This window comes from Candidatus Lokiarchaeum ossiferum (genome assembly GCA_025839675.1).
In the GTDB taxonomy this organism is placed as follows: domain Archaea; phylum Asgardarchaeota; class Lokiarchaeia; order Sigyniarchaeales; family Promethearchaeaceae; genus Lokiarchaeum; species Lokiarchaeum ossiferum.
Window position 1 is genome coordinate 5,362,396 of sequence record CP104013.1, and the last position, 22,502, is coordinate 5,384,897.

General features: G+C 31.7%; 20 protein-coding genes. 5 read left to right on the plus strand and 15 right to left on the minus strand.

What is annotated here, in order from left to right:
• Positions 1 to 100 precede the first annotated feature (100 nt).
• The 6 genes from NEF87_RS22835 to NEF87_RS22860 all read right to left on the minus strand — a co-directional run bounded on the left by NEF87_RS22835 (position 101) and on the right by NEF87_RS22860 (position 6,534).
• Entirely contained in the window at positions 101 to 511 is a 411-nt protein-coding gene (locus NEF87_RS22835; protein WP_371803831.1) for a 30S ribosomal protein S11, read from the minus strand.
• A 3-nt stretch (positions 512 to 514) separates the two neighbouring features.
• Positions 515 to 1,057: a 30S ribosomal protein S4 gene (locus NEF87_RS22840; RefSeq protein ID WP_457917646.1), complete on the minus strand. Its 543-nt coding sequence runs from the start codon at positions 1,055 to 1,057 to the stop codon at positions 515 to 517.
• A 14-nt stretch (positions 1,058 to 1,071) separates the two neighbouring features.
• The gene (locus NEF87_RS22845) at positions 1,072 to 1,581 is read right to left on the minus strand and encodes a 30S ribosomal protein S13 (RefSeq protein WP_457917647.1); all 510 of its coding nucleotides are present in this window, start codon (positions 1,579 to 1,581) and stop codon (positions 1,072 to 1,074) included.
• Between the two features lie 216 nt (positions 1,582 to 1,797).
• The gene (locus NEF87_RS22850) at positions 1,798 to 3,192 is read right to left on the minus strand and encodes a hypothetical protein (protein WP_457917648.1); all 1,395 of its coding nucleotides are present in this window, start codon (positions 3,190 to 3,192) and stop codon (positions 1,798 to 1,800) included.
• A 215-nt stretch (positions 3,193 to 3,407) separates the two neighbouring features.
• Positions 3,408 to 4,667: a hypothetical protein gene (locus NEF87_RS22855; protein WP_457917649.1), complete on the minus strand. Its 1,260-nt coding sequence runs from the start codon at positions 4,665 to 4,667 to the stop codon at positions 3,408 to 3,410.
• A gap of 112 nt (positions 4,668 to 4,779) precedes the next feature.
• Complete coding sequence (locus NEF87_RS22860; protein WP_457917650.1) at positions 4,780 to 6,534, minus strand: hypothetical protein; 1,755 nt, start codon at positions 6,532 to 6,534, stop codon at positions 4,780 to 4,782.
• A gap of 204 nt (positions 6,535 to 6,738) precedes the next feature.
• On the opposite strand from NEF87_RS22860, the gene NEF87_RS22865 reads away from it, so the two are divergent.
• Complete coding sequence (locus tag NEF87_RS22865) at positions 6,739 to 8,037, plus strand: hypothetical protein (RefSeq protein ID WP_457917651.1); 1,299 nt, start codon at positions 6,739 to 6,741, stop codon at positions 8,035 to 8,037.
• 65 nt (positions 8,038 to 8,102) lie between these two features.
• Positions 8,103 to 8,507 carry a hypothetical protein gene (locus NEF87_RS22870; protein ID WP_371803838.1) on the plus strand — a complete coding sequence of 135 codons (405 nt, stop codon included), beginning with the start codon at positions 8,103 to 8,105 and terminating at the stop codon, positions 8,505 to 8,507.
• 10 nt (positions 8,508 to 8,517) lie between these two features.
• Here NEF87_RS22870 and NEF87_RS22875 read toward each other — a convergent pair whose 3' ends face one another.
• Complete coding sequence (locus NEF87_RS22875) at positions 8,518 to 9,735, minus strand: DUF362 domain-containing protein (protein WP_457917652.1); 1,218 nt, start codon at positions 9,733 to 9,735, stop codon at positions 8,518 to 8,520.
• A 99-nt stretch (positions 9,736 to 9,834) separates the two neighbouring features.
• Here NEF87_RS22875 and NEF87_RS22880 point away from each other — a divergent pair, with 99 nt between their 5' ends.
• Entirely contained in the window at positions 9,835 to 10,320 is a 486-nt protein-coding gene (locus NEF87_RS22880) for a hypothetical protein (protein ID WP_371803840.1), read from the plus strand.
• 4 nt (positions 10,321 to 10,324) lie between these two features.
• Here NEF87_RS22880 and purF read toward each other — a convergent pair whose 3' ends face one another.
• From purF to NEF87_RS22900, 4 genes are all read right to left on the minus strand, one after another.
• Complete coding sequence (purF, locus tag NEF87_RS22885; protein WP_457917653.1) at positions 10,325 to 11,812, minus strand: amidophosphoribosyltransferase; 1,488 nt, start codon at positions 11,810 to 11,812, stop codon at positions 10,325 to 10,327.
• Positions 11,813 to 11,856: 44 nt separating this feature from the next.
• Positions 11,857 to 12,624: a phosphoribosylformylglycinamidine synthase subunit PurQ gene (locus NEF87_RS22890; RefSeq protein ID WP_457917654.1), complete on the minus strand. Its 768-nt coding sequence runs from the start codon at positions 12,622 to 12,624 to the stop codon at positions 11,857 to 11,859.
• A gap of 2 nt (positions 12,625 to 12,626) precedes the next feature.
• Positions 12,627 to 15,581: an AIR synthase-related protein gene (locus NEF87_RS22895; protein ID WP_457917655.1), complete on the minus strand. Its 2,955-nt coding sequence runs from the start codon at positions 15,579 to 15,581 to the stop codon at positions 12,627 to 12,629.
• A gap of 269 nt (positions 15,582 to 15,850) precedes the next feature.
• On the minus strand, positions 15,851 to 16,168 hold the full coding sequence (locus NEF87_RS22900; RefSeq protein WP_457917656.1) for a hypothetical protein: 318 nt from the start codon (positions 16,166 to 16,168) through the stop codon (positions 15,851 to 15,853).
• Positions 16,169 to 16,255: 87 nt separating this feature from the next.
• On the opposite strand from NEF87_RS22900, the gene NEF87_RS22905 reads away from it, so the two are divergent.
• Entirely contained in the window at positions 16,256 to 16,702 is a 447-nt protein-coding gene (locus NEF87_RS22905; RefSeq protein WP_457917657.1) for a C-GCAxxG-C-C family protein, read from the plus strand.
• A gap of 31 nt (positions 16,703 to 16,733) precedes the next feature.
• On the opposite strand, the gene NEF87_RS22910 is transcribed toward NEF87_RS22905, so the two are convergent.
• The 4 genes from NEF87_RS22910 to NEF87_RS22925 all read right to left on the minus strand — a co-directional run bounded on the left by NEF87_RS22910 (position 16,734) and on the right by NEF87_RS22925 (position 20,362).
• Positions 16,734 to 17,690 (minus strand): phosphoribosylaminoimidazolesuccinocarboxamide synthase, encoded by a 957-nt coding sequence (locus tag NEF87_RS22910; RefSeq protein ID WP_457917658.1) that lies wholly within the window; start codon positions 17,688 to 17,690, stop codon positions 16,734 to 16,736.
• Positions 17,691 to 17,774: 84 nt separating this feature from the next.
• Positions 17,775 to 18,140, minus strand: coding sequence for a nucleotide pyrophosphohydrolase (locus NEF87_RS22915; protein ID WP_457917659.1), 366 nt, complete (start codon positions 18,138 to 18,140; stop codon positions 17,775 to 17,777).
• Positions 18,141 to 18,145: 5 nt separating this feature from the next.
• Positions 18,146 to 18,982 carry an alpha/beta fold hydrolase gene (locus tag NEF87_RS22920; protein WP_457917660.1) on the minus strand — a complete coding sequence of 279 codons (837 nt, stop codon included), beginning with the start codon at positions 18,980 to 18,982 and terminating at the stop codon, positions 18,146 to 18,148.
• Between the two features lie 90 nt (positions 18,983 to 19,072).
• Positions 19,073 to 20,362, minus strand: a complete 1,290-nt coding sequence (locus tag NEF87_RS22925; RefSeq protein WP_457917661.1) for an AAA family ATPase — start codon at positions 20,360 to 20,362, stop codon at positions 19,073 to 19,075.
• A gap of 62 nt (positions 20,363 to 20,424) precedes the next feature.
• Here NEF87_RS22925 and NEF87_RS22930 point away from each other — a divergent pair, with 62 nt between their 5' ends.
• Positions 20,425 to 22,449: a cobaltochelatase CobT-related protein gene (locus NEF87_RS22930; protein ID WP_457917662.1), complete on the plus strand. Its 2,025-nt coding sequence runs from the start codon at positions 20,425 to 20,427 to the stop codon at positions 22,447 to 22,449.
• The last annotated feature ends 53 nt before the right edge of the window (positions 22,450 to 22,502 follow it).

A 22,502-nucleotide genomic window follows, 5' to 3' on the forward strand; every position in this document is an offset into this window, starting at 1 on the left:
AGGTAACAAGTTGCAAAGCCTCGTTTAAAACTAGAAAAAGGTATCAGTTCGACAAATATTTTTAGAATAAATAAAAAAAGTAATCGAATTTATCGATATTTTAAACACGTCGGCCTCGTCGACCACCTTTACGACGAGTTCCATCATGTGATATTGGTGTAACTTCTTCAATTCTTCCGATTCGTAATCCCGATCTGGATAATCCTCGGATAGCAGATTGTGCACCTGGGCCAGGGGTTTTTGCACCGCGACCGCCGGGAGCTCGCACTTTGATGTGGATTCCTCGAATGCCTTTATCTTTTAATTGAAGGGATGCTCGCATTGCACATTGCATTGCTGCATAGGGTTTAGCTTCGTCTCGATCACTTTTTACTACCATTCCCCCGCTGATTCGAGCTAAGGTTTCAGCACCAGAAAGATCAGTAATTGTTAGGATCGTATCGTTATAAGAAGCAAACAAATGGGCGATTCCCCATTTCATACTTTTTTTATCAACGCTGTATTTGGACATTTATTATTCCTCCACTACTTCTTCTTTTGGAGCGGATTTTCCTAAACCCCAGATTTTAGATTGGTCTTCATGGAAAGGAGAATTAATACTGTATGTAACTTTATCTTCTTTTTTAACTAAATAAGAAGGTGAATCGATTACATTATTATTAACTGCTATATGTCCATGAGTTGTTAACTGTCGAGCTTGAGTTATTGTTTTTGCTAATCCATTTTTAAAAACTATTGTTTGAAGCCGTCTTTCTAAGATGTTTTCAACCGATAAGGATAAAATATCATCAGAATGCGCATCAGGATTTACCAACCCAATTTTAACCAAACTATCTCGCAATTCAGCAAATCGATCTTCACGAATTTCTTGAGGTAAGGTTTTGTTGGATCGTGCTAATTGTCGCATTTTTGAAAGTTGATATTTATGTCGTCGAAATTCCTTTTTATTTCTCAAACCGTATTTTCCTAAATAACTGAATTCTTCAACAATTCGTTCTTTTTCGAAAGGATTGTTAGGGGTAGCATATTTTTTACGTAGTCGTCTTGGATCTCCCATTTTCATTCACCTTTTTATTTCTTCATATCCTTTCGGTAATAACCAACAACTAATCCTCTTCGACCAGTTGTTCGAGTTCGTTGACCTCGGACTTTTAATCCATACATATGTCGGATTCCTTTCCAACTTCGGGTTCGTTTCATTCGATCAATATCCATTTTATGAACTAATTCAAGATCAGTTCCTGAAATGTGTCGAAATTCTCCAGTACGTAAATCTTTTTGGCGATTGACCATCCAGAGTGGAACTCCATACTTTACAGGATTTTTAATCATTTCAACGAGTTTCTCTTGTTGTTCTTCGGTTAGTAAACCAATTCGCATGTTAACGTCAAAGTTAGGATCTTTCTGAGCATAAATTCGACAAATTGCTTGTGCGAGTCGCATGCCAACCCCGCGAATTTGAGATAAGCCAAAAGGCACGCTACGGTGTCCTTCGACGGATGTCCCAATAATTCGGAGGAGATTACGAAATTCTGGTTTTTTTTGATAAAATTCTTTATCATGGTAGGTTTTTTGTGGCAATATAGTGCACTCCATTTTTGCGATTAGATCGCAAGAAAAAGAATACATCATTTGATTAAAATTTTTTTATAAAAGATATGATTAAATAGGGGAAAAATGTAGAATTCTATCTTTTCCTAAAAATGGATTATTTTTTTATTAATCTGCCAGCAAGTTCTAATTTATATCGAAAAGAGTGTAATTTTTGGATTAGAAAGAAAAAAAATAAATTTTGATTTATTGCATAGAAATAGAATATTTTGGATTGAAATAGATGATCAATTCCTTATGTTTAAAGACGGGCAATATTTTATCCTTAGCATATTCCAAGTATACTTTGATTTCAAGAGTATCATCAATTAGTTTCTCTTCAAATTTAATCAAAATTTCCCCAAATCCATACATGTTCCCAATCATATTCGAAAAATTCCAATAAGCTTCTCCCAAATTTGATGACGATGAATTCAAATATGCAATTTTAATGTTGAAAAAGGAAGTTTGGTTGATCAATTTGATCTTTGATGGGTTACTCGCAATATTTTCAATTGTAAAGTTTCCAGATGTCCATCTTTCTCTCGGAATACTATCCCAATATGACATCGTTCCGCATATTCGAATTGGTTTGAAACATGGTACAACCTTGATGTAACACTTTGAATCAAGTGAATTCAAAGAAAAATAGATGTTATCGGCATTTGGGGATGTAGATTTTTTGGTGGTATAATAATTGCTTCCATTTTTATTGAGGAAACCTGTAGGTGTGACTAATTTAAAATGTTCTTCTGTGATTTGAGAGGAAATAATAAAATTTGTTGATTGATTAGGTGCCCAATATCTGGCTTCTATAATTCCACCATTTTCCAATAATACTTCCACATTATTTTTCTTTTCAAAGTGAGAAGCCCATCGAAAATCTAAAAGTTTTTCAGATTTAGTTTTAACTTCAAAAATTGCTGGGTTTTTAAAAAGAATATTCCATGAATCACTTGATATTGCTCCTGTCGATGACTCGCAAAAAATGTTTTGAGAAAAGTTAATAAAATCCATAAAAAGGTTGATATTTCCTTGTTTTGAAGAACATATTAAATCAGAATGGATTGAACATTGTTCAAGGTTAAGATTAATATCACCTGAAGAAGATTGTATGTCAAAAATCGCGAATGATGCGTTTTTTGCTTGAATTTTGAAATTTCCTGCTTTTGAATTACTTCCAATGGAGTAGTTTTCATAACAAGGATCAATATAAACCGTGAAATCACAAAAAATTAGTTCTTGAATCGGAGAAATCAACTTGTTTTTGCGAGAGATACTAATTATTAAAGTATCCTTATCAATTTTTTCAGAAAAAATTAGTTCTAAGGGATATCTCGTTGATTTTTGACTATATGTTATATTCCAGTTTGCTTCATAGATATTTTTGGTTGCATTTGGTATGATTTTAATGTTAACATCTATATCTGATGCGAGGTAATTTAATTCTACATTTTTGAATTTTCCAATATCTGATGTTTCTAATTTATATGTTCCAAAATAATCTTGCTTAGTCAAAAATTCTGATGTAATCACAACAAAACTTGTTGTAGAAATGAGGAATGAACTAATCAGAATCAAAACTTTCATATTTTTTTTCATTTTCATTTTTCTCAATAAATTTATATAGTGAACTTTCATTTTTATATTTTCACACAATTTGGGATTTGATGTAATTAGAAAAAATGATTTTTTAAATATATTCTACTAGTGCATTATATGATTAAATTGAACAAAAATGAAAATTAGGCCAAAAGGATTAAAAAAATTATCAAGTTGCTAGAAAAAGTGTAAGAATTGCTGAATTTAAAAAAAACCTAATTGGGAATCATTACTTTTAATTTTATATCTTCAAAGGTTTCTTCACATACCATTTTTTGTAATTCATTTCTATCATTTCCGACTTTTTCAAGTAACTCTTTGAATTCTCTTTTTCTACGATTTAAATCGTTTTCAAAATGTTCAAAATCTATTGTCAATGTAGCTATTTTATCTTTTAATTCGTTTCGTTTCTGTTCCAAACCTTTCTTTTCAAGAATCTTCTTGCATTCCGCTTTTTCATCTCGTATTTGGATTATTTCTTTGATATTTTCTTCCAAAGAATTTTCACTTACAATCTGATTAATATTCTCAATTATTCGTTCACGTAAATCTGATTTTAATTTAAGTGGATCATGTTCATCTTCTAACATTAATCTTGTTTTAATTAAAATTTGTCTTAATTGGGGGATTTTTGGGCCATCATTAATTATATTTGTTACTGGTGATTTAATATATGCTTTAATTTGATCTGGTCGCATTTCTCGTGCTCTGATGCTTCCTTTTTCTAATCCTTTGAGTAATTTTTTAAATGCTTTCTTGAATTTTAAAGAATCAGAAAGTTGTGTTGATTTTGATTGTTCTAAAGTCTCAATCCTTTCAAGATTTTGTAAATCTGGATCTTTACTTAAATTAAATAAACTTTCTTCCATCTCTTTAAGTTTATCACTCATTTGTATTTTTTCTTGATCTAAGGCTTCAATTTTGGATTTTGTGGTTCCTAACCTTTCAATATTATTATTTAGTAATGGAATTTTTTTCAATAGTCCTTCAGCATTTTTTCCATCTTGATAATTTTTTAGCATGTATTTGTTAACTTTTGCACTGATGTTCCCCATTTTTCGAAGGTGCATATCAATTTCTTTAATTTCAATCTTGTATGCTTTTCCAAATCGAGGGATACTCTTTTTGCCTTGATTATTATATATTCCATAGACTTTTTTTATGCCATCGATGAAATTCATTGAGTTTTCGTAGGTTATATCAACATGGACGGTCGGAATTTTAACTGATTCCAGTGTTTCGACAACATTATCAATAAAACGTTCCATAATTGATTGATTTTTTGGATCAAGTGGTTCTTCTTCATTTGCTAACGTTCTTTGGGTCCATGTGCGCAAAGATGTTCTTGCTTCTGCCATTTCACGTTCTGCGTTACTGAATAACTTAGTAAGGAGTTTATGTTGTTTTTTAAACCGCGTTTGCAGCGATTTTAGATACCATTCTTCAAGCTCATCAAGTGGGATTTCGGTGGACATTTTCAATTACTAGTAAAGAAAGGTCGGATCTTTAAAAATTTTTAAGCACAATTAGTACAAGACAATGAAGGTAGTGAGTGAAAAAAGATTGTGAAAAATATGTTCTAAGTGGTTAACTTGATTTTTGGCTATTTTTTAACATCAAATTTCTTAGTGCTTCCATGTCTATTCCCAAATATCCTTCTTTGGAATAAAGGGGTGATCTTATTGACTCCATTGCTTTCTCTTCATCAGAAATAAAGAAAATTCCTTTTTTCAAAAAATCATCAAAATAGGTTGCAAATTTCATCCGATCTACTGTTAAATTTTCTGCAGTTGGTTCATCATATAATTTAATTAATGGCATTTCCTTTGTATCTGCTTTCATCCCTTTCATCCCTGCAAATAATCCTCCTAGTGTGGCGATAAATGGGAGTTGATGTGCAATGTGATTCATAGATAGTAATGCTTGAATATTTTTAGCGGAAAGAGAATCCGTTAATAAATCAATATTGAATCCAAAGCAAGCTTTAAAATGAGTTTTTACCTTTTTCTCAACTTCTTTAGTGAATTTTCTGAATGTTTCGGGACTTTCTTCAACATTTTTTTTAAGAAGTTTATCAAACCCTTTAGATTCTATAATTTTTAAAAATGCTTTTCCATCTTTAATTCCCATTTGGACAAGTGTCGCCCAAATTTTATTTTTCTCTTCATTTTTTTGATAAGTTAAAAGGAGAACATTTTCAAAATATTCGATAACAGTGCGAAATGCTTGATTGAAGTTCCCTATTCCTGGTCCTAATTGTAGTCCAAATAATTTTAAAAATGAGTTCAGAAGAGAATCCGGATACCAAGTTGTACTATATGCCAACTCAAAGCAAAATGTAAAAATATCAAATAAGTCATTACTTGGATCATTGCATTTTTCAAGAAATTCAAAAATTTCACTTTCATCTATAACCTGAGTTCTTAAACCTGTTTTGTTATGTATTTTTTCTGCTATTTGGATTAATGGCAATTCTATATTGTAAAATTCTTTAAACAATATATTTGGAAGTGGATTTACGCTTAATCGATGATTACTAATTATGAATTTTAATCCAATGAGTGGTTTTTTTCTCTTTTTTGAATAAATGATCAAATTTTCGATTGAATCATCATACAATGTTGTTAAAATTCTTGCCCATTGTTCAAAATCAACATTTTTCATTCTTTTTACGCTTTTTTCCACATTTTTAAACGAAAGATTGTATGAAAATTGAGAAAGAACATAATTCATTTTTGATTTTTTCTTTTTTCCTAAATATTGAAAAACGTTCTTTAGATCCACTAGTTCTTTAATTGTACTCAAAGCATCATGATTGAAGTCCGGAATAATTTTGGATATAATCCTTTTATAATTTATAGGAAGTATTATACTTCGAGATGTCGCTATACTATAATTTTTCTCAAGAAAATCCTTAATAAGTTCTTGGATTGGTTCATAATTATCTAAATGGGATTGTAAATTTGTAAAAAAATCTTGAAAATTATCAGATTTATCTATAAACTTAATTGATAATTGAAGAAATGATTGTAATTTTCCTAAATTGTCTAATTCCTCAATAAATTCTGTTGTAATTTCACAAAAATCCAAAATTTGTAAATTATCATCCACTATTACAAATGATATTGACGAAAAAGGGTGATGTGAGTAATAGTTTTCAATTAGAAAATAAATTTGATGGAGATCCCATCTTAATGGCAATCCTGCCATTATTTCAGGAGGAATTGAAATTTTCTCAATAGGGTTTATAGCTATTTTGTTAATATAATTAATCAATTCTTCAAAACTTTCCCGAAACAGTGAGACGGAATTTTTCTCGGAGTTCTGTGAAACTTCATTCATTAGTAAACCTCTTTTTGAGAAACATTAAAAAGATTTTTTCACAAATTCACCAAAAATTGAAAAAAGTAACAAATTTTGAATGGAAATGGATAAATTTTGATAAAAAGTTAGAAAATAACATTTAGAATAGACAAAATCTAATTCTATTTTCTTAATTTAAACAGAAATTTTTTTATCAATTGTTTGTTATAGGTTAAATTGAGTATGGAAAGAGCAAAAATATTTGATAATCTACCTAACTTGGAAACTGTTTTGGAACTTTATATAAATTTGTGTGGTAAACCGGAACCGGAGGAAGAAGAAGAAGCACAAAAGAATTTGGTCCCTATTTTTAATCAATGGCTTGAAAATATTAAGGAAAATGATGGGTATTATTCTGATATTCAAGAAATTTATAATATGATTAGCAATTGGGATACTTTGGAAAGTTGGTTCTTTGAAATTCCTTTCTTGAAACAGAAATTGGGGGAATTTTTATTGATTTTTTATCCAAAAAATGAACAATTAAATCAAATTTTTGCGCCAGTTGATAAAAAACCAAATGAAAATAATATTGTTCATACCGAAGAATCATTTCAAAAAAGTGATTTGAAGGCACCTATTGTTGATCTTGACAGTAACTCCGTACAAGATGTAAAAAAAAATACATTAGAGCTGAATTTTCAAAAGCAAATTCTTACTAATTCGATCGATGTTGAAAAACAAACAAAAATTGAAAAAAGACTACAAGAAATGGAGAAAAGGATGGCCGATTTAATGGAAAAAGAAGGAAGGGTCAAAGTCGAAGACCAAATTAAACCTTCTCCTCCTCTAAATGAAATGCCCCAAATTCAACAATATGATAGCGATACAAAATTACATCCACCGAAATTCAATATTCCAAATGTTCCGAAGCCTAAGAAAAAAGTTACTCCAAATAACAATAACATCATCCCAGACATTACAGAAATTTCAAAAGAACAAAAAAAACTCCCTATTCCAATTAAAATAACTCCTCAAGTTCCATTTACACCTGAAGAAGAGAATATAATTGATATTAATGATAATGAAGGAGATTCAAAATATAAAATACAGAATATCGAAACAAATATCTCTATTCAAAATTCTCCTGAAATTGTACCCCTACAATACGTTCCTTCATCAAAAAATAATATATCTTCTAATGCAATTCGAATCACTAATATCGATGTTTCATCTCATATCATCCGTCCTGAGCAAGATCTGAATCAAAATATCTCCCCTAAAATCGAACAGATAAAGTATTTAGATAACAAATTAGAAAACGAAAATCTAATTGAATCTTCAATTGATGTTTTCAAAGAAATTATTTCCTTAGAGTCAAAAAAATATTACCTTGAACAACAGATGAAAGAACTGGAAAAAAACGTTTCTGGGGGTTTAATGTCTGCTGAAAATTATCAACTTCAAATTTCGAAATATAATTCTGAATTATTTAATTTTTCAACTCACATTGAAAAATTACGTTCAAAGATTCTTGATTAAAAAATTACATAAATAAATTTAAGTCAAAAAAAACAAATATTAATCACTTATTGAAGGTAAAAAAAATGACTAAAGAAAAATATATTGAACTTTTAAATCACGCTTTTGATGAAGGCACCCCTTTTATTAATGTAACCGAATTCTATTCCTTTGCCCTAATTCCTAAGGGTGACAAATGGTTGGAAGCAGCTTACGATTTTGAAGAAAAAAATCTAGATGATACAACTGAATTAGATTCGGAAAATGCGTATTATCACTTTTGTGAAGAAATTGAAAAAGCTATGTCCGATGAAGTGGAAGATTTCATGTTAATTACTTGGAAAGAGTTTAAAAAGGGATTTGGGGATGATTTTTCAGCAAATTTAAAGGCTGGGATCGTTGAATTGACCTCAAATCCAACTAAATATTCCAAAAATCTTCCTATCGTGTTAAATAAAGATGATTTGGATAAAGTGATTTCAAAGTTATAGTCTCATTTTTTTATTGGAATTTTAAAATTGCTTCTAATCCGGCATTGTGATCTGCTGGACAGCCAGGTATAAATAATACGTTATTGAGAATATCAGGCACATTTTCTTTCATTAATCTATTCTTATACTCCCCATAATTTTTTTTAGTGCATTGTCCAAAAAAGATTTTTGGGATTGAATCGATTTCAATTTCATTTATATCTCTTTTTCCAATATAGAAGTAAATTTTCGGGTATTTTTGTTGTAATTTAACCCATTTTTCCATAAGTGCAGAATTAAATGAAAATTTCCGGAAAATCCGAGAATATGCCATCTGACATCCCGTACACCCCCAAGATGAGCATTTTGAATAAATATTTCCATATTTTATAAAATCTGCAGGTTTTTGAAACGGGGGACTTGCAGGAATAAGGGGGAGACTTCTTTCTGATATTTTTACTTGCATCGGTGGAATATGGGGGGCTTCTTCATGGGAAATTCCCATAATTGTTAAACAAGCGTTATCAACTTCGACCATATTTTCCCCTCCGATGCATAAATTTAGTGTTCTCGTTTTTGTTTGTCCTTCAGGATGCATTGACGGCCCCGTACCTTCTAAAGCAGTAGTAGCGTCAACTAAGTTGAAATCTGGTTTGATGATTGCACCTAGCTCTGTAATACAATCGTGAAGATTTGTTTTTCCCCCATATCCTAAATGGAATTGCTTTTTATCCCTTAGTAGAAGCAGTCCTTTTTGATTTTTTAAACTAAGGGTTGCTCCAGTCATTAAATGGGACTTCATTTTTGGAACATTAATATATGTGTGTGTTTTAACATATTTTGGGATGGATAATGTTCCATATTTCCATTGAATATCCATAAAATCTGTGAACTCCAAGTTTTCAGAGATCACATCAATTCCATATTTTTTTTGAAGTCGTTTAATCATGCGTTCGTATTTTGTTTCTTCCAACAATCTTTGAAAATGTTCTTGTTTGAATGAGAAATACCCTGAATTTTCTCCAATTATGAATTTTTTTCCTCCTAATTTTGATAAAGCGAGAATCAATCCTTCAACTAGCTTCGGATGAGTAATGGTGGGATTTCGAGGATCTGTCGCATCCACAATGTTTGGTTTGATGAAAATTTGGGTTTTTTTTGGTTTAAAATGTAAATCTTGTAGTAGTTTTGAAATCGATTGTTCCGTTTCTTCAATTGGTTTTTGTTTTGTTTCAACAATTGATATCATAGAAAATGGAAATTTGCAGTGAAATTTAAACATTTATTTGAAAAAATTTTTGAGTTTTTTATGCTTTTAATGATTAGGAACTATTGGTGAATATAATTAATGAGTAATCCTGAAGACATCTCTGTAATAATGAAAAAGATAAAAAAAAAATGGGATACTGATCCTGAAAATTGGTCTGTGCTGGGGAATGTGGATAAAGATGGAAATCGGGAGATGTTAATATCTCAGCAGCCTAATAGTTATTGGCTAAAAATGCGAACTCTCACTTCACAAAGTAATATGGCATATGGAAAAGAGCTCACAAAGATAGATGATGAAATTAATTTTAAACTTAATGAAGGTAAAAAGGCCAAAAGTATTTCTTCGAAAGAAGAACTTCTTCAATTATTTGGAATGATGGTGCCAGATAATCGAAAAAAGGATTTGATTTATATGTCTGGTGTAGAAAAGTATTCTCCTGAACAAATGGCACATCAGAAAGAGAAAATCGAGGAAAAAAATCCCGAAGCTGATAAATTATATCGCCTGTATCTTCAAAAAAAATGGGAACGAGAACAAGCACTCCGCGAAGGAATGTATATGTAATCCATTATATTCTTCCATTCGTTAGAAATTCTTTTGTTCGATCAGATTTAAACCAATATTTTCCATTGTAGCACGCTAAACATAGATCTTTCTTTTGTAATTCAACAGCATCTATCAATCCTTCAATGCTTAGGTATTTTACACTATCTGCTCCAATCTCATTTGCAATTTGAATGCAAGCTTCTTCATGATTCTTCGCTGTAAGTTCCTTACGACAATAAATTAATTCTTCTCGAGAAGGGAAATCTACTCCATAGAAACATGGACTTCTAACTGGAGGACATGAAGATCGCACATGAATTTTAAGTGCTCCCGCTTGTCTTAGTAATTTAACAATTCGTCCCATTGTGGTTCCACGCACAATACTATCATCTATTAGTACAATTTCTTTACCTTTTACAATGGATTCTACTGGATTTAATTTCATTCTTACCAAATTCATACGTTCTGCTTGACTTGGTGCAATAAAACTACGGAAAACATATCGATTTTTCATTAATCCTTCTTCATAACGAATTCCACTCTCAGCGGCATATCCAAGTGCAGAAGATCTACCGGAATCTGGGACGGGTACGACAATTATATCTTCTCTAGAATTCAGAAATTCTTCATCTGCTTTTGCAAGATTTCTTCCCAATCTTTCTCGAGTTTTATGGACACTTTTTCCATCAATAATGCTATCTCCACGAGAAAAATACACGTATTCAAATACACAATGATTTTTTTCTGCAGGAAGCAATTTTTCTCTGTGGAAAAAATGATCTTGATGAACATGAAGGATTTCACCTGCTTGAATATCTCCAATTAGCTTCCCTCCAAGGGAAATTATTGCACATGATTCTGATGCAATAATATAACATTCGGTGTTAAGAATATTAGCAGTGCCATAACATAGAGGTTTATTTCCGCTTCGATATGCGTAGACATCTCCTTCGTTTGTAAGTAAGACTAGTGAAAATGCCCCATCAAGCAATTTTGATGTGAATTCTAGGTTTTCAACCCAATCTTTTGTTACTAATGTATTAGCGGCTATCAGATTTGCTATAACCTCTGTATCTCCATTAGTTAGAAAAATAATCCCCTTCGATTTTAGTTGTTCCTTTAAAAGATGATAATTTGTAATGTTTCCATTAAATGCTATTGCAAAGGGAGGTGTTTGGGGGGTTTCAAATGGAAAGGGTTGAGCATTGTTTATATCTTTTCCTCCAGCTGTTCCGTATCGAACATGTCCAATTCCCACATTGCCCCATAATTTTGATAATTTTTCCAATGGAAGAGCCTCAAACAAGAGTCCGTGTTCGCGTATTGTATTTATACTTTTGTTTGCATCAAAAACACTTATTCCTGCTGCTTCTTGTCCTCGATGTTGGACTGCCATTAATCCTTGGAAAATAGCTTGAGCTACATGAGTTGAAGGATTTTTTGATATTATCGCAACTATTCCACATTCTTCACGAGGTTTTCCATTAGATTTTTTCTGAATTGATTCCATTTTAGAATCTCCGTATATATTGATCGTTGTTTTGAAAAAAAAAGTTAAAGATGGTTTTGTGCAAAATTTACTGCATTTTTGAATATTTTTAAACCATTTTCTTTGGGTATATAACCTCGTGTCCATTGTGGGTGTGTATATTTAGAAAGATGGCACTCTGGATGAGGCATCATTCCAAAAATATGTCCTGATTCATTACAAATTGCAGCTATTCCATCCATTGCTCCGTTTGGATTATTTGGGTATTCATTTGGATCATAGGTGAATGGAATTAATTGTTCTTCCCATAAACGATCGAGAATTTTTTGATCTTTAATAACAAATTTACCTTCCCCATGTCTAACAGGAATTTCCACAAAAGAACTATAATTTTGTGTCCAAATGCATTTAGTTTTATGAGATTTCATCCGAACCCAGCGATCTTCATAGTGTCCTGAATCATTACCTATTAATGATACTGTTTGTTCATAATTTTTTCCATCAAAGGCTGGAAGAACTCCCATTTTGACCAAAATTTGAAATCCATTACAAACTCCGAAAATGAGTTTATCGTCGTTTATAAATTTAGTTAAATCTTTCCGTAAATTAAATCGAAATTTATTGGCTACAACTCTCCCAGATCCCAAATCGTCTCCAAAAGAAAATCCTCCAGGCATCATTAAGATTTGATAATTTTCTAAACTATCTTTTCTGTTGATTAAATCATTAATATGGACTCTTTTTACGTTTTCGGCTCCTGCCACTTCAAATGCGTATTTTGATTCATAATCTGAATTGATTCCAAACCCTGTTACTATACAAACATCTACCATGCTTAACCGCCCTCCACTAAAGGTAACAACGTGGCTTTCCACGCCTCTTTTAGATTTTCTATCGGTGTATCAATTATATCTTCTTCAGTATTATCTTTAATCTTCAGATTTTGTCCTATTACTTTTCCAATACATCCATAAATTGTATTTTTAAATAGTTCCTCAAATTTTGCTTGGTTCTCTGGTTTTATAGTAACCAATATTCTACTTGCCGATTCTGAGAAAAGAATGTAGTCGTTTCGCATTCGTTCATGGTTATTTTCTTGAATTGGAACTTTTGTTAAATCAATTTCCATCCCAAAACCTCCCGCAAATGCAGATTCTGCGAGTGCAACACCTAAACCGCCATCAGAACAATCATGTGCTGATTGAATCATTTCTTCTTGAATTGCTTTATAAACTAATCGATATCTTTCGATTGCTGATTTTGTATGAACTTCCGGAACGCTAAATCCATTCACTTTCATTTCATCAAAGTATTCGGTCGCTCCTAATTCCTTTTTGGTTTGACCGAGAATATAAACTAAATCATTTTCTTGCTTGACATCCATTGTGACCGCTTTGCGAACATCGGGTAATTTTCCAATAACTGTGTATAATAAAGTTGGGGGAACACTCACTTTAGTATCTCCAATTCGATAGTCATTTCTCATCGAATCCTTTCCAGAAACGCATGGCAAATTATATGCCGTCGTAACATCAAACAGTGCTTTGTTTGCTCTTACTAAATCTCCGGTATACTTTATTTCATCGTTTTCATCATATCCCATCGCCCAACAAAAATTATCCAATCCAGCTAAATAATCTGGGTTTGTCCCAACACAAACTAAATTACGAACTCCCTCATCAATTGCATTAGCTGCCATGGCATATGTGTCAATATCAGAATAGCGGGGGCATAATCCGTGGGAAACTCCAATCCCTTCCCATGAATCAAATAAAGGTTTTTGGACTGCCGCATCGCTTGGACCATCGTTAAATAATCCTGTGAAGGGCTTTACAATACTTGTTCCCTGTACTTCATGATCATATTTTCGCAAAATTGAGTCTTCTTTAGAGCAAATATTTAGTCTGCCAAGCATCTTCTTTAAGATCACATTATAATCAGATGGTTCCCTGAATTCTGGATCTGTTCCTGTTGGTTTATTCCAAATACCTTTCATTTTTTTTTGAGGTACTCCATCATGTAAAAAGGACATTGGAAGATTTCCAACTAATTTATTATTGTAATACAGTTGAAAATGTTTAGATTCATTAAAAGATCCAACGATTGTAGATTCAACGCTAAAACTCTCCGAAAGTTCCATAAAAGCATCAATTTTATCTTTTGGAACTGCTATAGACATTCTTTCTTGAGCTTCACTTACTAATATTTCCCAAGGCATCAATCCGGGATATTTTAAAGGTGCTTTATCTAGATCAAGTCTAACACCAATTTCTTCGCCCATCTCTCCAATACTCGAAGAAAGACCTCCTGCACCATTGTCAGTTATAGCGTTGAAAAGTTCTTGATTTCGAGCTTCTAATAAAAAGTCTAACATTTTCTTTTGGACAATCGGGGCTCCAATTTGTACTGCAGTTGCTGGTGAATGCTCATTAATTTCTAAAGATGAAAATGTGGCTCCATGAATTCCATCTGCACCTATCTTTCCCCCAACCATAACAACATAATCTCCTGGAAGTGCTTCTTTCTCATGAGTTGGTTTGTTATTAATTGATGCAGGTGCGATTCCTCCTGTGCCTACAAAAACTAATGGTTTTCCTAAGTAGCGATCTTCAAAATACAAACTTCCATTTACTGTTGGAATACCAGATTCATTTCCGCCATCAATGACTCCCTTATGCACTCCTTTCAAAACCCGCTTTGGGTGGAATAATCTTGGTGGAATTTCTCCTTTGAAGAATGGACTTGCAAAACAAAACACATCGGTATTGAACGTTAATTTAAATCCTTTCCCTGTGCCTGCAGGATCTCGATTGCACCCAACTATTCCAGTAATTGCTCCTCCGTAGGGGTCCAATGCTGTTGGTGAATTATGGGTTTCAACCTTCATTGCAAAAGTATAGTTTTCATTAAACTTGATTACTCCTGCATTATCTTTAAATACTGAAACTAAATAATCTGAATTAATAATATCCGTGGATTTTTTAATATATGTTTTAAATAACGAATCAATTGTTTCTTGTTTATCTCCTTCATGATAATCAATTTTAGCATTAAAAATTTTATGACAACAATGTTCAGACCATGTTTGGGCGAGACATTCTAATTCTACATCGGTTGGGTTTATAGGCATGCCATGCTTAAGTCGTTCATCTTTGACTGATATAAAATATTGTTGTATAGCCTTCATCTCTTCTAAATTAAGTGCTAAAACCATTTCTTTGCTAATTTGTTCCAATTCAGCATCTGAAACATTTAGATTTATTTCATTTACAACAGGTTCTGCATCCAAAATTACCTTGGGAAGTTCAATTTCAAATCCCGAAAATGAGTTCCCATCTGCAATGTACCATCGTTCTATTAATTGATTTGCGATTAAATCTTTTGCTACGATTTCTGCTGTTTTTGGATCCACTCCATGAAGCAAATATTGTTTTGATGAATAAACTGCTTTAACATCTTTACCAATTGCATCTTTTATGGCTTCTACTGCCGTCATTCCAACATTATCAGTAACCCCTGGTTTAAACCCTACTTCTAGTATTGATCCTGGAAAAACTGTTGCAAGCTGTTGGTCAATTTCAAAATTTTCAACAATTGGATCAGAAAACACTTCTTTTCCGAGAAAATTTAGTTCTTCATGTGTCAAATTTCCTCCTTCAATAGTGTAAACATTGATCACTTCAACTTTAGATACATCAGAAATGTTTAAATCATGAATAATATCATTTCTCACGTTTCTACTTGTGGATATACCCACTTCTATACGGTGCACGTTTTTTACGTCGCCCATTATGGAATTTCACCAATTTAGTGCAGTTAAGCACTATTTTCTATCATAATTATGTAATAAAAGAAAATATTGTTGATAATTAATTCAATTATAACCTCAAATTTAATATTTTCATGGAAAAACTCAAATTAAATTAAATATTCAATCACAGAGGGAGCAAAAATTGGTATTTTTTCTTCATTCTTTGTAATATTTAAAAATGTCTGTTAAATCTTCTTTTCAATGCAAAATTTTTTAAAAATTAGTAAAGATATCTTGAATTTTTTATATTAGCCCAATCTCAATTGCTGTTTTAAATCATTATATTTTTTAAGGATTAAAGGTTGCTCATTCAAATACTGATCAATATAATATTGATACATTTTCGTATTTTCGTTAAATTTATTAAAGGTTAGATTGTATTTCGCTTCTAATTCTGGCTCATATTGTATAAGTAAATCGTTAAATGTTTTTTGAAAACTTAATGCCTTTTCTAAATCATCTGTCATTTCTAATATCTTTGTTTTTTTAGGTTGGAGGTCATTAGCAATTTTTGCCATAATATCAAAGAAAATGTTTAAAAATTGTCTAACATCAAATTTTTCCATGATAAAATATAATTTTCGCCATAATTAAATATTAGTTCTCTCAAATTCAAGAAAGAAATTAATTTGATCTAAAATTCTACAAAAGTAATGGTGCAAAACGAATTAAAATCAGAGATTGAAGTCTTGTGGGATAATGATCATAATTGTGCCCAATCTACCGCTAAAGGTATTCTCAATTATTATAAATTTGAAAAAGAAGGTCAAATTCTTTCCAATTCCTTTCTTCCTTATGGAGGTGGATTCAAAGAAGGTTCTATTTGTGGAGCTATTTCCGGAACTCTGGCTGCTATGAGTTTCATTCTTTCGAATTCAAATGTTGAAAATGATAAAATTGTAGAATTAACAAATCAGATGAAATCTGAATTTTTAGAAGAGTTTCCTTCAGTTAATTGTCATACAATATTAGATCCATTTCGGAAACCTGATGGTGAAATTGATAAGGATAATGCGGAACGAAGAAATCTTTGTACGAAAGCAGTTACCAATGCCGCGAATCTTGCTCATCAAATTATATCTAATTATCTAAATACGTAAAACATCTTATTGTGTAAAAAAGAAGAAAAAATTATATTTTTAAATTTTTTTTTATCCGATCCATTATATTTCCTTCTATTACTGGCTCGAATTTCTGTCCTGTAATCATTTCATATGATTTGACATATGTATTTACAAATTTTACTTTAATTTCATCTGGAATTTCAGGGATTGGACCTTCTCCCATATAATTCTTTTCAGTTATCAACCACTGTCGGAAGAATTCTTTATCGAGTATTTCCGGTTTTTCACCTTTTGCAAATCGATCCTCATACGTGTCCTTAATCCAAAATCGGGAAGCATCCGGAGTGAAAATTTCATCAATCACAACCAATTTTCCTTCCGGAGTAATTCCATACTCGAATTTGCAATCTACTAATATTAAATTATTCTCTGCACAGTGCTTTGTTGCGAAGTCAAAGATTTTCTTTGTTTTTTCTTCAACATCCTTATAAATATCTTCAGATACCAATCCTTGGGCAATAATTTCTTCCCGTGAAATAGGTAGATCATGTTCTCCCACTGCAGCTTTAGTTGATGGTGTAAGAACTGGTTCTGGTAATTTTTGATAATTTTTCAAACCTTCTGGAAAAGTTATTCCTGAGACTGATTCTCCTTTTTGATATGCTCTCCAAGCACTTCCTGTAATATAGGCTCTAACGATCATTTCAATTGGAAGTGATTTACATTCATGTACTCTAACCACATTTGGATCGGGGACATCGATAATATGATTTGGGATGATATTCTTTGTTTTTTCAAACCAAAAAGTTGAGAGTTGATTCAATAATTGACCTTTGAATGGGATCGTTGTAATTACTCTGTCAAATGCACTGAGACGATCTGTAGCGACAATTGTTCGTATTCCTTCTTCTTCATTAACAAAGTTTTCTCTCACTTTTCCCTTATATCTTTTCCCAAGACCAGAGAGATCAACATCTTCAACTGTATTATGTAGTTGTTCTCGAATAATATTCTCTTCTATCATAAAACATTCACATGGAAGCTATTTCTTAATGATTTAAAAAATAAATTATTGGAACATATTAATCGCCTAGTATTTCAAAAAAGCTTATTGTTTTGAATAATTATTTCCAGAAAATTTTTCGATTGGGTATTTTTGGCGATTTTTAATCATCTTACGGTACACTTCCTCAGAAAAACTCTTTAATTGCAGAGTATTAGCTAAACTCATTAAATACACAAAAATATCTGCCATCTCATCAGTTACCTTCTCAATATCTGCTGGGAGGTGTGAATCTGGTTGAAAAAGGAAATTTTCTAACAATTCGGCTGATTCAATTGAGATTGCTTCAGATAGAGATTTTGGGGTATGATATTGTTCCCAGTTTCTTTCGTGGACAAACTCTGAAACTAATTCCCTTAATTCTGCGATAGTCGTTTCGTCTGTCCTTTTTAAACTGTCTTCTTCTGCCATTTATATCATCCTGTAGAAATGAAATTATTATTTTGCAAAAAAGTATATATTATTTTATTATATTCTTCATGTCTTTGAGATATTCCTAAATGTCCTGTCATACTCACCATATGGTATTCAGAGTCTCTGATATTCTTTCTAAGTTGTTTTGAAAAATATATTGGTGCTTCTTCGTCTAATTCTGCACACATTATTAGAGTTGGACAAGAAATTTCTGATGAATCTATTTGGAATTCATTGAGATCCCAAATTTCATCTTTAATTCTGTTTTTTATCAAATCTCTATCTCGTTTGGATAAAATTACTTCATCTGGTTGTATGATTTTCTCAATAAGTGGGGATGTTTGGTCAACTATTTCGTCAAAGGATTGATTTATAATTTCATTGAAATTCACCCGAGAATATTTAGGTAATAAATTCCAGAAAATATTTTTAATTGTGCTATCGATAAACAAATTGCCTCCATTTAATAAAATTAAAAATCTAACACGATTTCTATTGATTATGGTAAATTGCTGGGCAGTTGCAGTTCCAAACAGACCATAACCTAATATGGAAATTGATCCCTCAATAGATAAATATGTTAATAAATTGCTAAGATCGTTTAAGGTTGAGTTAATCATATTTTCTTGGAGTTCATATGGATTTTTATCGCTATTTCCATGTCCTATAACATCAAATAAAATCAATTTGAAATACTGTGCAAGAAACCTTTTTTGCTTTGAAAAAATAGTCTGAGAAGAGCCATATTCATGAATTAAGATTAAAACGGGGAGATTTGAATCTTTATTGAATATCTCAAAATATATTTCATAATCATTTTGATTCCGAAAGTATGGCATTAAGCCTATACAATTATTGAAAATTAATAAATAAAGTCTATTAATGACTTTTTTTTAATAAAGAACGCTCTTAGTGAAGAAAAATCTTTATCAATTAGCTTTTTTTTGCATAAAGTTATCTAAAGGATTTAAATTCAAGCGTTTCTTTAATAATTGATTTTTCATTGCTCTTTTTGCACCTTTTGTTAGAGGTTTCATATTTTTTTTTGCTGGTTTTGGAACTTTTGCTTTTTTAATCTCAAATTCTTTTGGAATTGGGAAAAAAAACTCATCATCTGAATCATTTAACGAATCATTAACCAAATTTTCAGGTAATTTCCATTTTTTAACTCCTTTTCCACTTGCAATTCTTAATAATATTTGCGCTTCATCCATATTAATTCCTGCACAATATCTGTTTGCAATGGTTAATTCAAATGCTAAAAAAGGTCCCCAGACTGTAGAATAGTTTATCCAGTCTATTAAAGCGCGGGTACTAGGAGATTTTGATATTGTTTTATCAACAATATTTGCTTTACGGCACTCTGCTATAACTTCACAATATTTTATTGCCCATTCTTCATTAATACTTGTCAATCTTTGAATCAACCATGTTTCCTTTTCAATTGTAGGGTAATTCATACTTAAAATTGCTGAAGCTCGATCTCGAACTGAATCTTGCAAATCATTAATACCTAATACATCGGGATTCATGCTGGCAATAATTAAAAGGTGTGCATGATTCTCCATTTTTACAAACTCATTATTGTTTTGGGTGAGCACTACTCCTTCTTGTCTGTCTAATAAGGGGTTGAGTGCCATTTGTGCATTTACTGTTAATGCATTCAACTCATTAATTATTAAGATCCCCATGGAATATTGGTTGGTTGCCCGAATAATAGATGTAATTGGACCGTCTTGCCAGACAGTATTTTCTCCAACTAAGATTTGACTTCCTAAAAGATCAAGATCTATCATTGAGCTTACACAGTTCACTATCTGATAAGGACATTTATAACATTTGGCCAAAAATCCTCCCATTACAGTTTTACCTAAACCAGGTGGACTAAAGAAATAAAAAGTAGTTACATGTTTTGTTCCAGAGTTACGATCACGTTCAATTGCTCTCCGAATTAGTTCCAATTCATTAATCTTCTCCCTTGAAGAACTTTCAAATTCCATTATTGGAAAATAAATTGGATCATTCTCTGACGGAAGTATTACTGTAAAATTAAGCGTGGATTGCTGAATTTTTTTTAATGGGATGTCTAACTCTTCAGAATTCTCCATTTCTTGGTTTGAATGTTCTTCATTCTCCTTTTCCATCTGTTTTGATAATTCAACAACCCTTTGATCTTCTTCAATATTTGATTTGTTTGCTTTTAAGGAGATTTGTTTCACCTTGAAATGATATTAGTTCTAATATTTCTCGAATTATTTAAACTCCCTTGAAAAATCTTACCATGGAAATAAAAACTTCAAAAAATCGTTCATTTCATCGCACCCTATCATTAAAGGAACGAACTTTAATAGAAAATGTCGCCCGAAGGGTTTCTGATCTTTCTAAGTGCAATATTTGTTTAGGGGCGCCATGTACGGATGGAAAAAATATTTTTTTGCCATTCAATGATTCTTCTTTATCCTATTATGATTTAGAAGCTCTTGCCGCTCATGAAGGAGGGCACATTCGATTCAAGAGCTTAATTGATCCAAAAATATCTGCTGGTATATCTCCCAAAATGCCCGAATTAGGCCAAATTGTGCTCAATATTTGTGAAGATGCTCGAATTGAATATTTATTAAAACTCACCTTTCCGGGTTTTTGGGAAGAATTGAATGAGTTAAATGCTCGATTTTGCATGGAAAATCTTGTTCAGGCAAAAGAATTGGACGTGAAAAATTCGAGATCTGAAAAAATGCTTAATTTTTTATTGCATATAACCAGTCTGATAGGTTGTGAAAATGAAGATTATATATATTCACATTTCTTAAGAGAAGATGGGTTCTTTAAATTTGGTTCTCAGAGTATGAAATCTTTCTGGATCGATGTTAAAAAAGCAATTTATTTTGTACGAAAAGAACAGTCGTTCTTGTCTTCCATAATAGCGTCTAAAAAGATAATATTGGCAATTGAAAACTATTTCAAAAAAAGTATCTTGGAGCATTCTAAATCAAGTGATAATCGATCAAACAATTCGGGGTCAGTTAATGATGGAGATTCATTGAAAATCACAAAAAGAAGTGTATCTGGTTTGACAGAAAAAAAATCAAATAAAAAACAAACATCTACAAGTAAACAAGAAAATATTGAATCTGATCCCCTGAGTTTTGATAAATTGAATGAAATTCTTAAAAAAAAGAAGAAAATTTTGTCTTCTTCTAAGCTTAACGGCTCAAAATCTAGTGGAATTCCAATAACAAAATTGAATTCAAAAGAAAGAAATATGATTGAAACGTTAATTAAAGAACTTACTGAAAAAGAGTGTTTAGAAAGTCCTATTATAGATGAAATCACCCATAAATTCAAAACTGAACTTAAGCACTCTCATGAAGAGATTGAATCCATTTTACAAGAAATGAAATCCTTTAAGAAATCCCCCGCGACATCGATTTTCGAAGAAAAGAAGCGAATACTAGTTGAGGGAAATATAAAAATTCACGTTGTCTCCAACAAAGATGAACTGAAAAAACTAAATGGTATTCATTCTCCTGAAAAATCTTATCAAAACATACGTTCTACTTATTTTCCTATTATTTACAAACTTCGATCAAAACTTGCTCCAATAAAACAATCTCAATCCTTAATTAGAGGTCAACGAAGAGGTTATATTTCAGGTCGCGATCTCTCTCAAGTTAAAGCAAGTAGAGGAAATTTTAATCGCCCTTTTAAAAGAAAACAATTATCTCGGGGTGCCCAACTTATTTTACTAATCGATGAATCTGGCTCTATGCGAGGTTCGAGAATAAAAATGGCCAAAAGTGCTGCAATCATTATTGCCGAAGCCTTAAAAAATACTAAAATTGATTTTTCAATAATCGGATTTGGTGCCAAATCGAGTCAAATGATAATTTGTGAAAAAATATACAAAGATTTCAGAGAATCCCCAAATTCTGAAAAGATTGGTTCTATTGGAATTTCAAATCAATTCATCCAAAATCGTGATGGTACTTCCTTCCGAATGGCGGTAGAACGTCGGATTTTAAAGTTTGGGCCACAAATTCCAATACTTATTATACTTTCAGATGGAGAGCCTTGTCATGGGGGTACCTCATATTGTGGACAACACGCTATAATTGAAACAAAAAAATCTGTAGAAGACATTTTGCGGATGAAGATCAAAGTTTTTGCGCTTAGTATTGATTCTCATGGTGGTTCATACCTTGAAGCAATCTATGGGAAGGATAGATTTCAGATTGTTGAAAATTTAGCGGAACTACCTAATAAATTAATCAAATTAGTTTCCAATATTGCAAAAGCATTGATCTAAAGAATAAATGTTATCCAATTTGAGAAAAAAATTTCTAATTGATAAATTTCTAT

Coding starts and splice junctions, on each gene's coding strand:
- NEF87_RS22915 (WP_457917659.1), bottom strand. CDS start 18,140: ATGGCAGAAGAAGACAGTTTAAAAAGGACAGACGAAACGACTATCGCA.
- NEF87_RS22870 (WP_371803838.1), top strand. CDS start 8,103: ATGACTAAAGAAAAATATATTGAACTTTTAAATCACGCTTTTGATGAA.
- NEF87_RS22900 (WP_457917656.1), bottom strand. CDS start 16,168: ATGGAAAAATTTGATGTTAGACAATTTTTAAACATTTTCTTTGATATT.
- NEF87_RS22855 (WP_457917649.1), bottom strand. CDS start 4,667: ATGTCCACCGAAATCCCACTTGATGAGCTTGAAGAATGGTATCTAAAA.
- NEF87_RS22835 (WP_371803831.1), bottom strand. CDS start 511: ATGTCCAAATACAGCGTTGATAAAAAAAGTATGAAATGGGGAATCGCC.
- NEF87_RS22920 (WP_457917660.1), bottom strand. CDS start 18,982: ATGCCATACTTTCGGAATCAAAATGATTATGAAATATATTTTGAGATA.
- NEF87_RS22865 (WP_457917651.1), top strand. CDS start 6,739: ATGGAAAGAGCAAAAATATTTGATAATCTACCTAACTTGGAAACTGTT.
- NEF87_RS22880 (WP_371803840.1), top strand. CDS start 9,835: ATGAGTAATCCTGAAGACATCTCTGTAATAATGAAAAAGATAAAAAAA.
- purF (WP_457917653.1), bottom strand. CDS start 11,812: ATGGAATCAATTCAGAAAAAATCTAATGGAAAACCTCGTGAAGAATGT.
- NEF87_RS22895 (WP_457917655.1), bottom strand. CDS start 15,581: ATGGGCGACGTAAAAAACGTGCACCGTATAGAAGTGGGTATATCCACA.
- NEF87_RS22890 (WP_457917654.1), bottom strand. CDS start 12,624: ATGGTAGATGTTTGTATAGTAACAGGGTTTGGAATCAATTCAGATTAT.
- NEF87_RS22905 (WP_457917657.1), top strand. CDS start 16,256: ATGGTGCAAAACGAATTAAAATCAGAGATTGAAGTCTTGTGGGATAAT.
- NEF87_RS22910 (WP_457917658.1), bottom strand. CDS start 17,690: ATGATAGAAGAGAATATTATTCGAGAACAACTACATAATACAGTTGAA.
- NEF87_RS22875 (WP_457917652.1), bottom strand. CDS start 9,735: ATGATATCAATTGTTGAAACAAAACAAAAACCAATTGAAGAAACGGAA.
- NEF87_RS22840 (WP_457917646.1), bottom strand. CDS start 1,057: ATGGGAGATCCAAGACGACTACGTAAAAAATATGCTACCCCTAACAAT.
- NEF87_RS22930 (WP_457917662.1), top strand. CDS start 20,425: ATGGAAATAAAAACTTCAAAAAATCGTTCATTTCATCGCACCCTATCA.
- NEF87_RS22860 (WP_457917650.1), bottom strand. CDS start 6,534: ATGAATGAAGTTTCACAGAACTCCGAGAAAAATTCCGTCTCACTGTTT.
- NEF87_RS22850 (WP_457917648.1), bottom strand. CDS start 3,192: ATGAAAAAAAATATGAAAGTTTTGATTCTGATTAGTTCATTCCTCATT.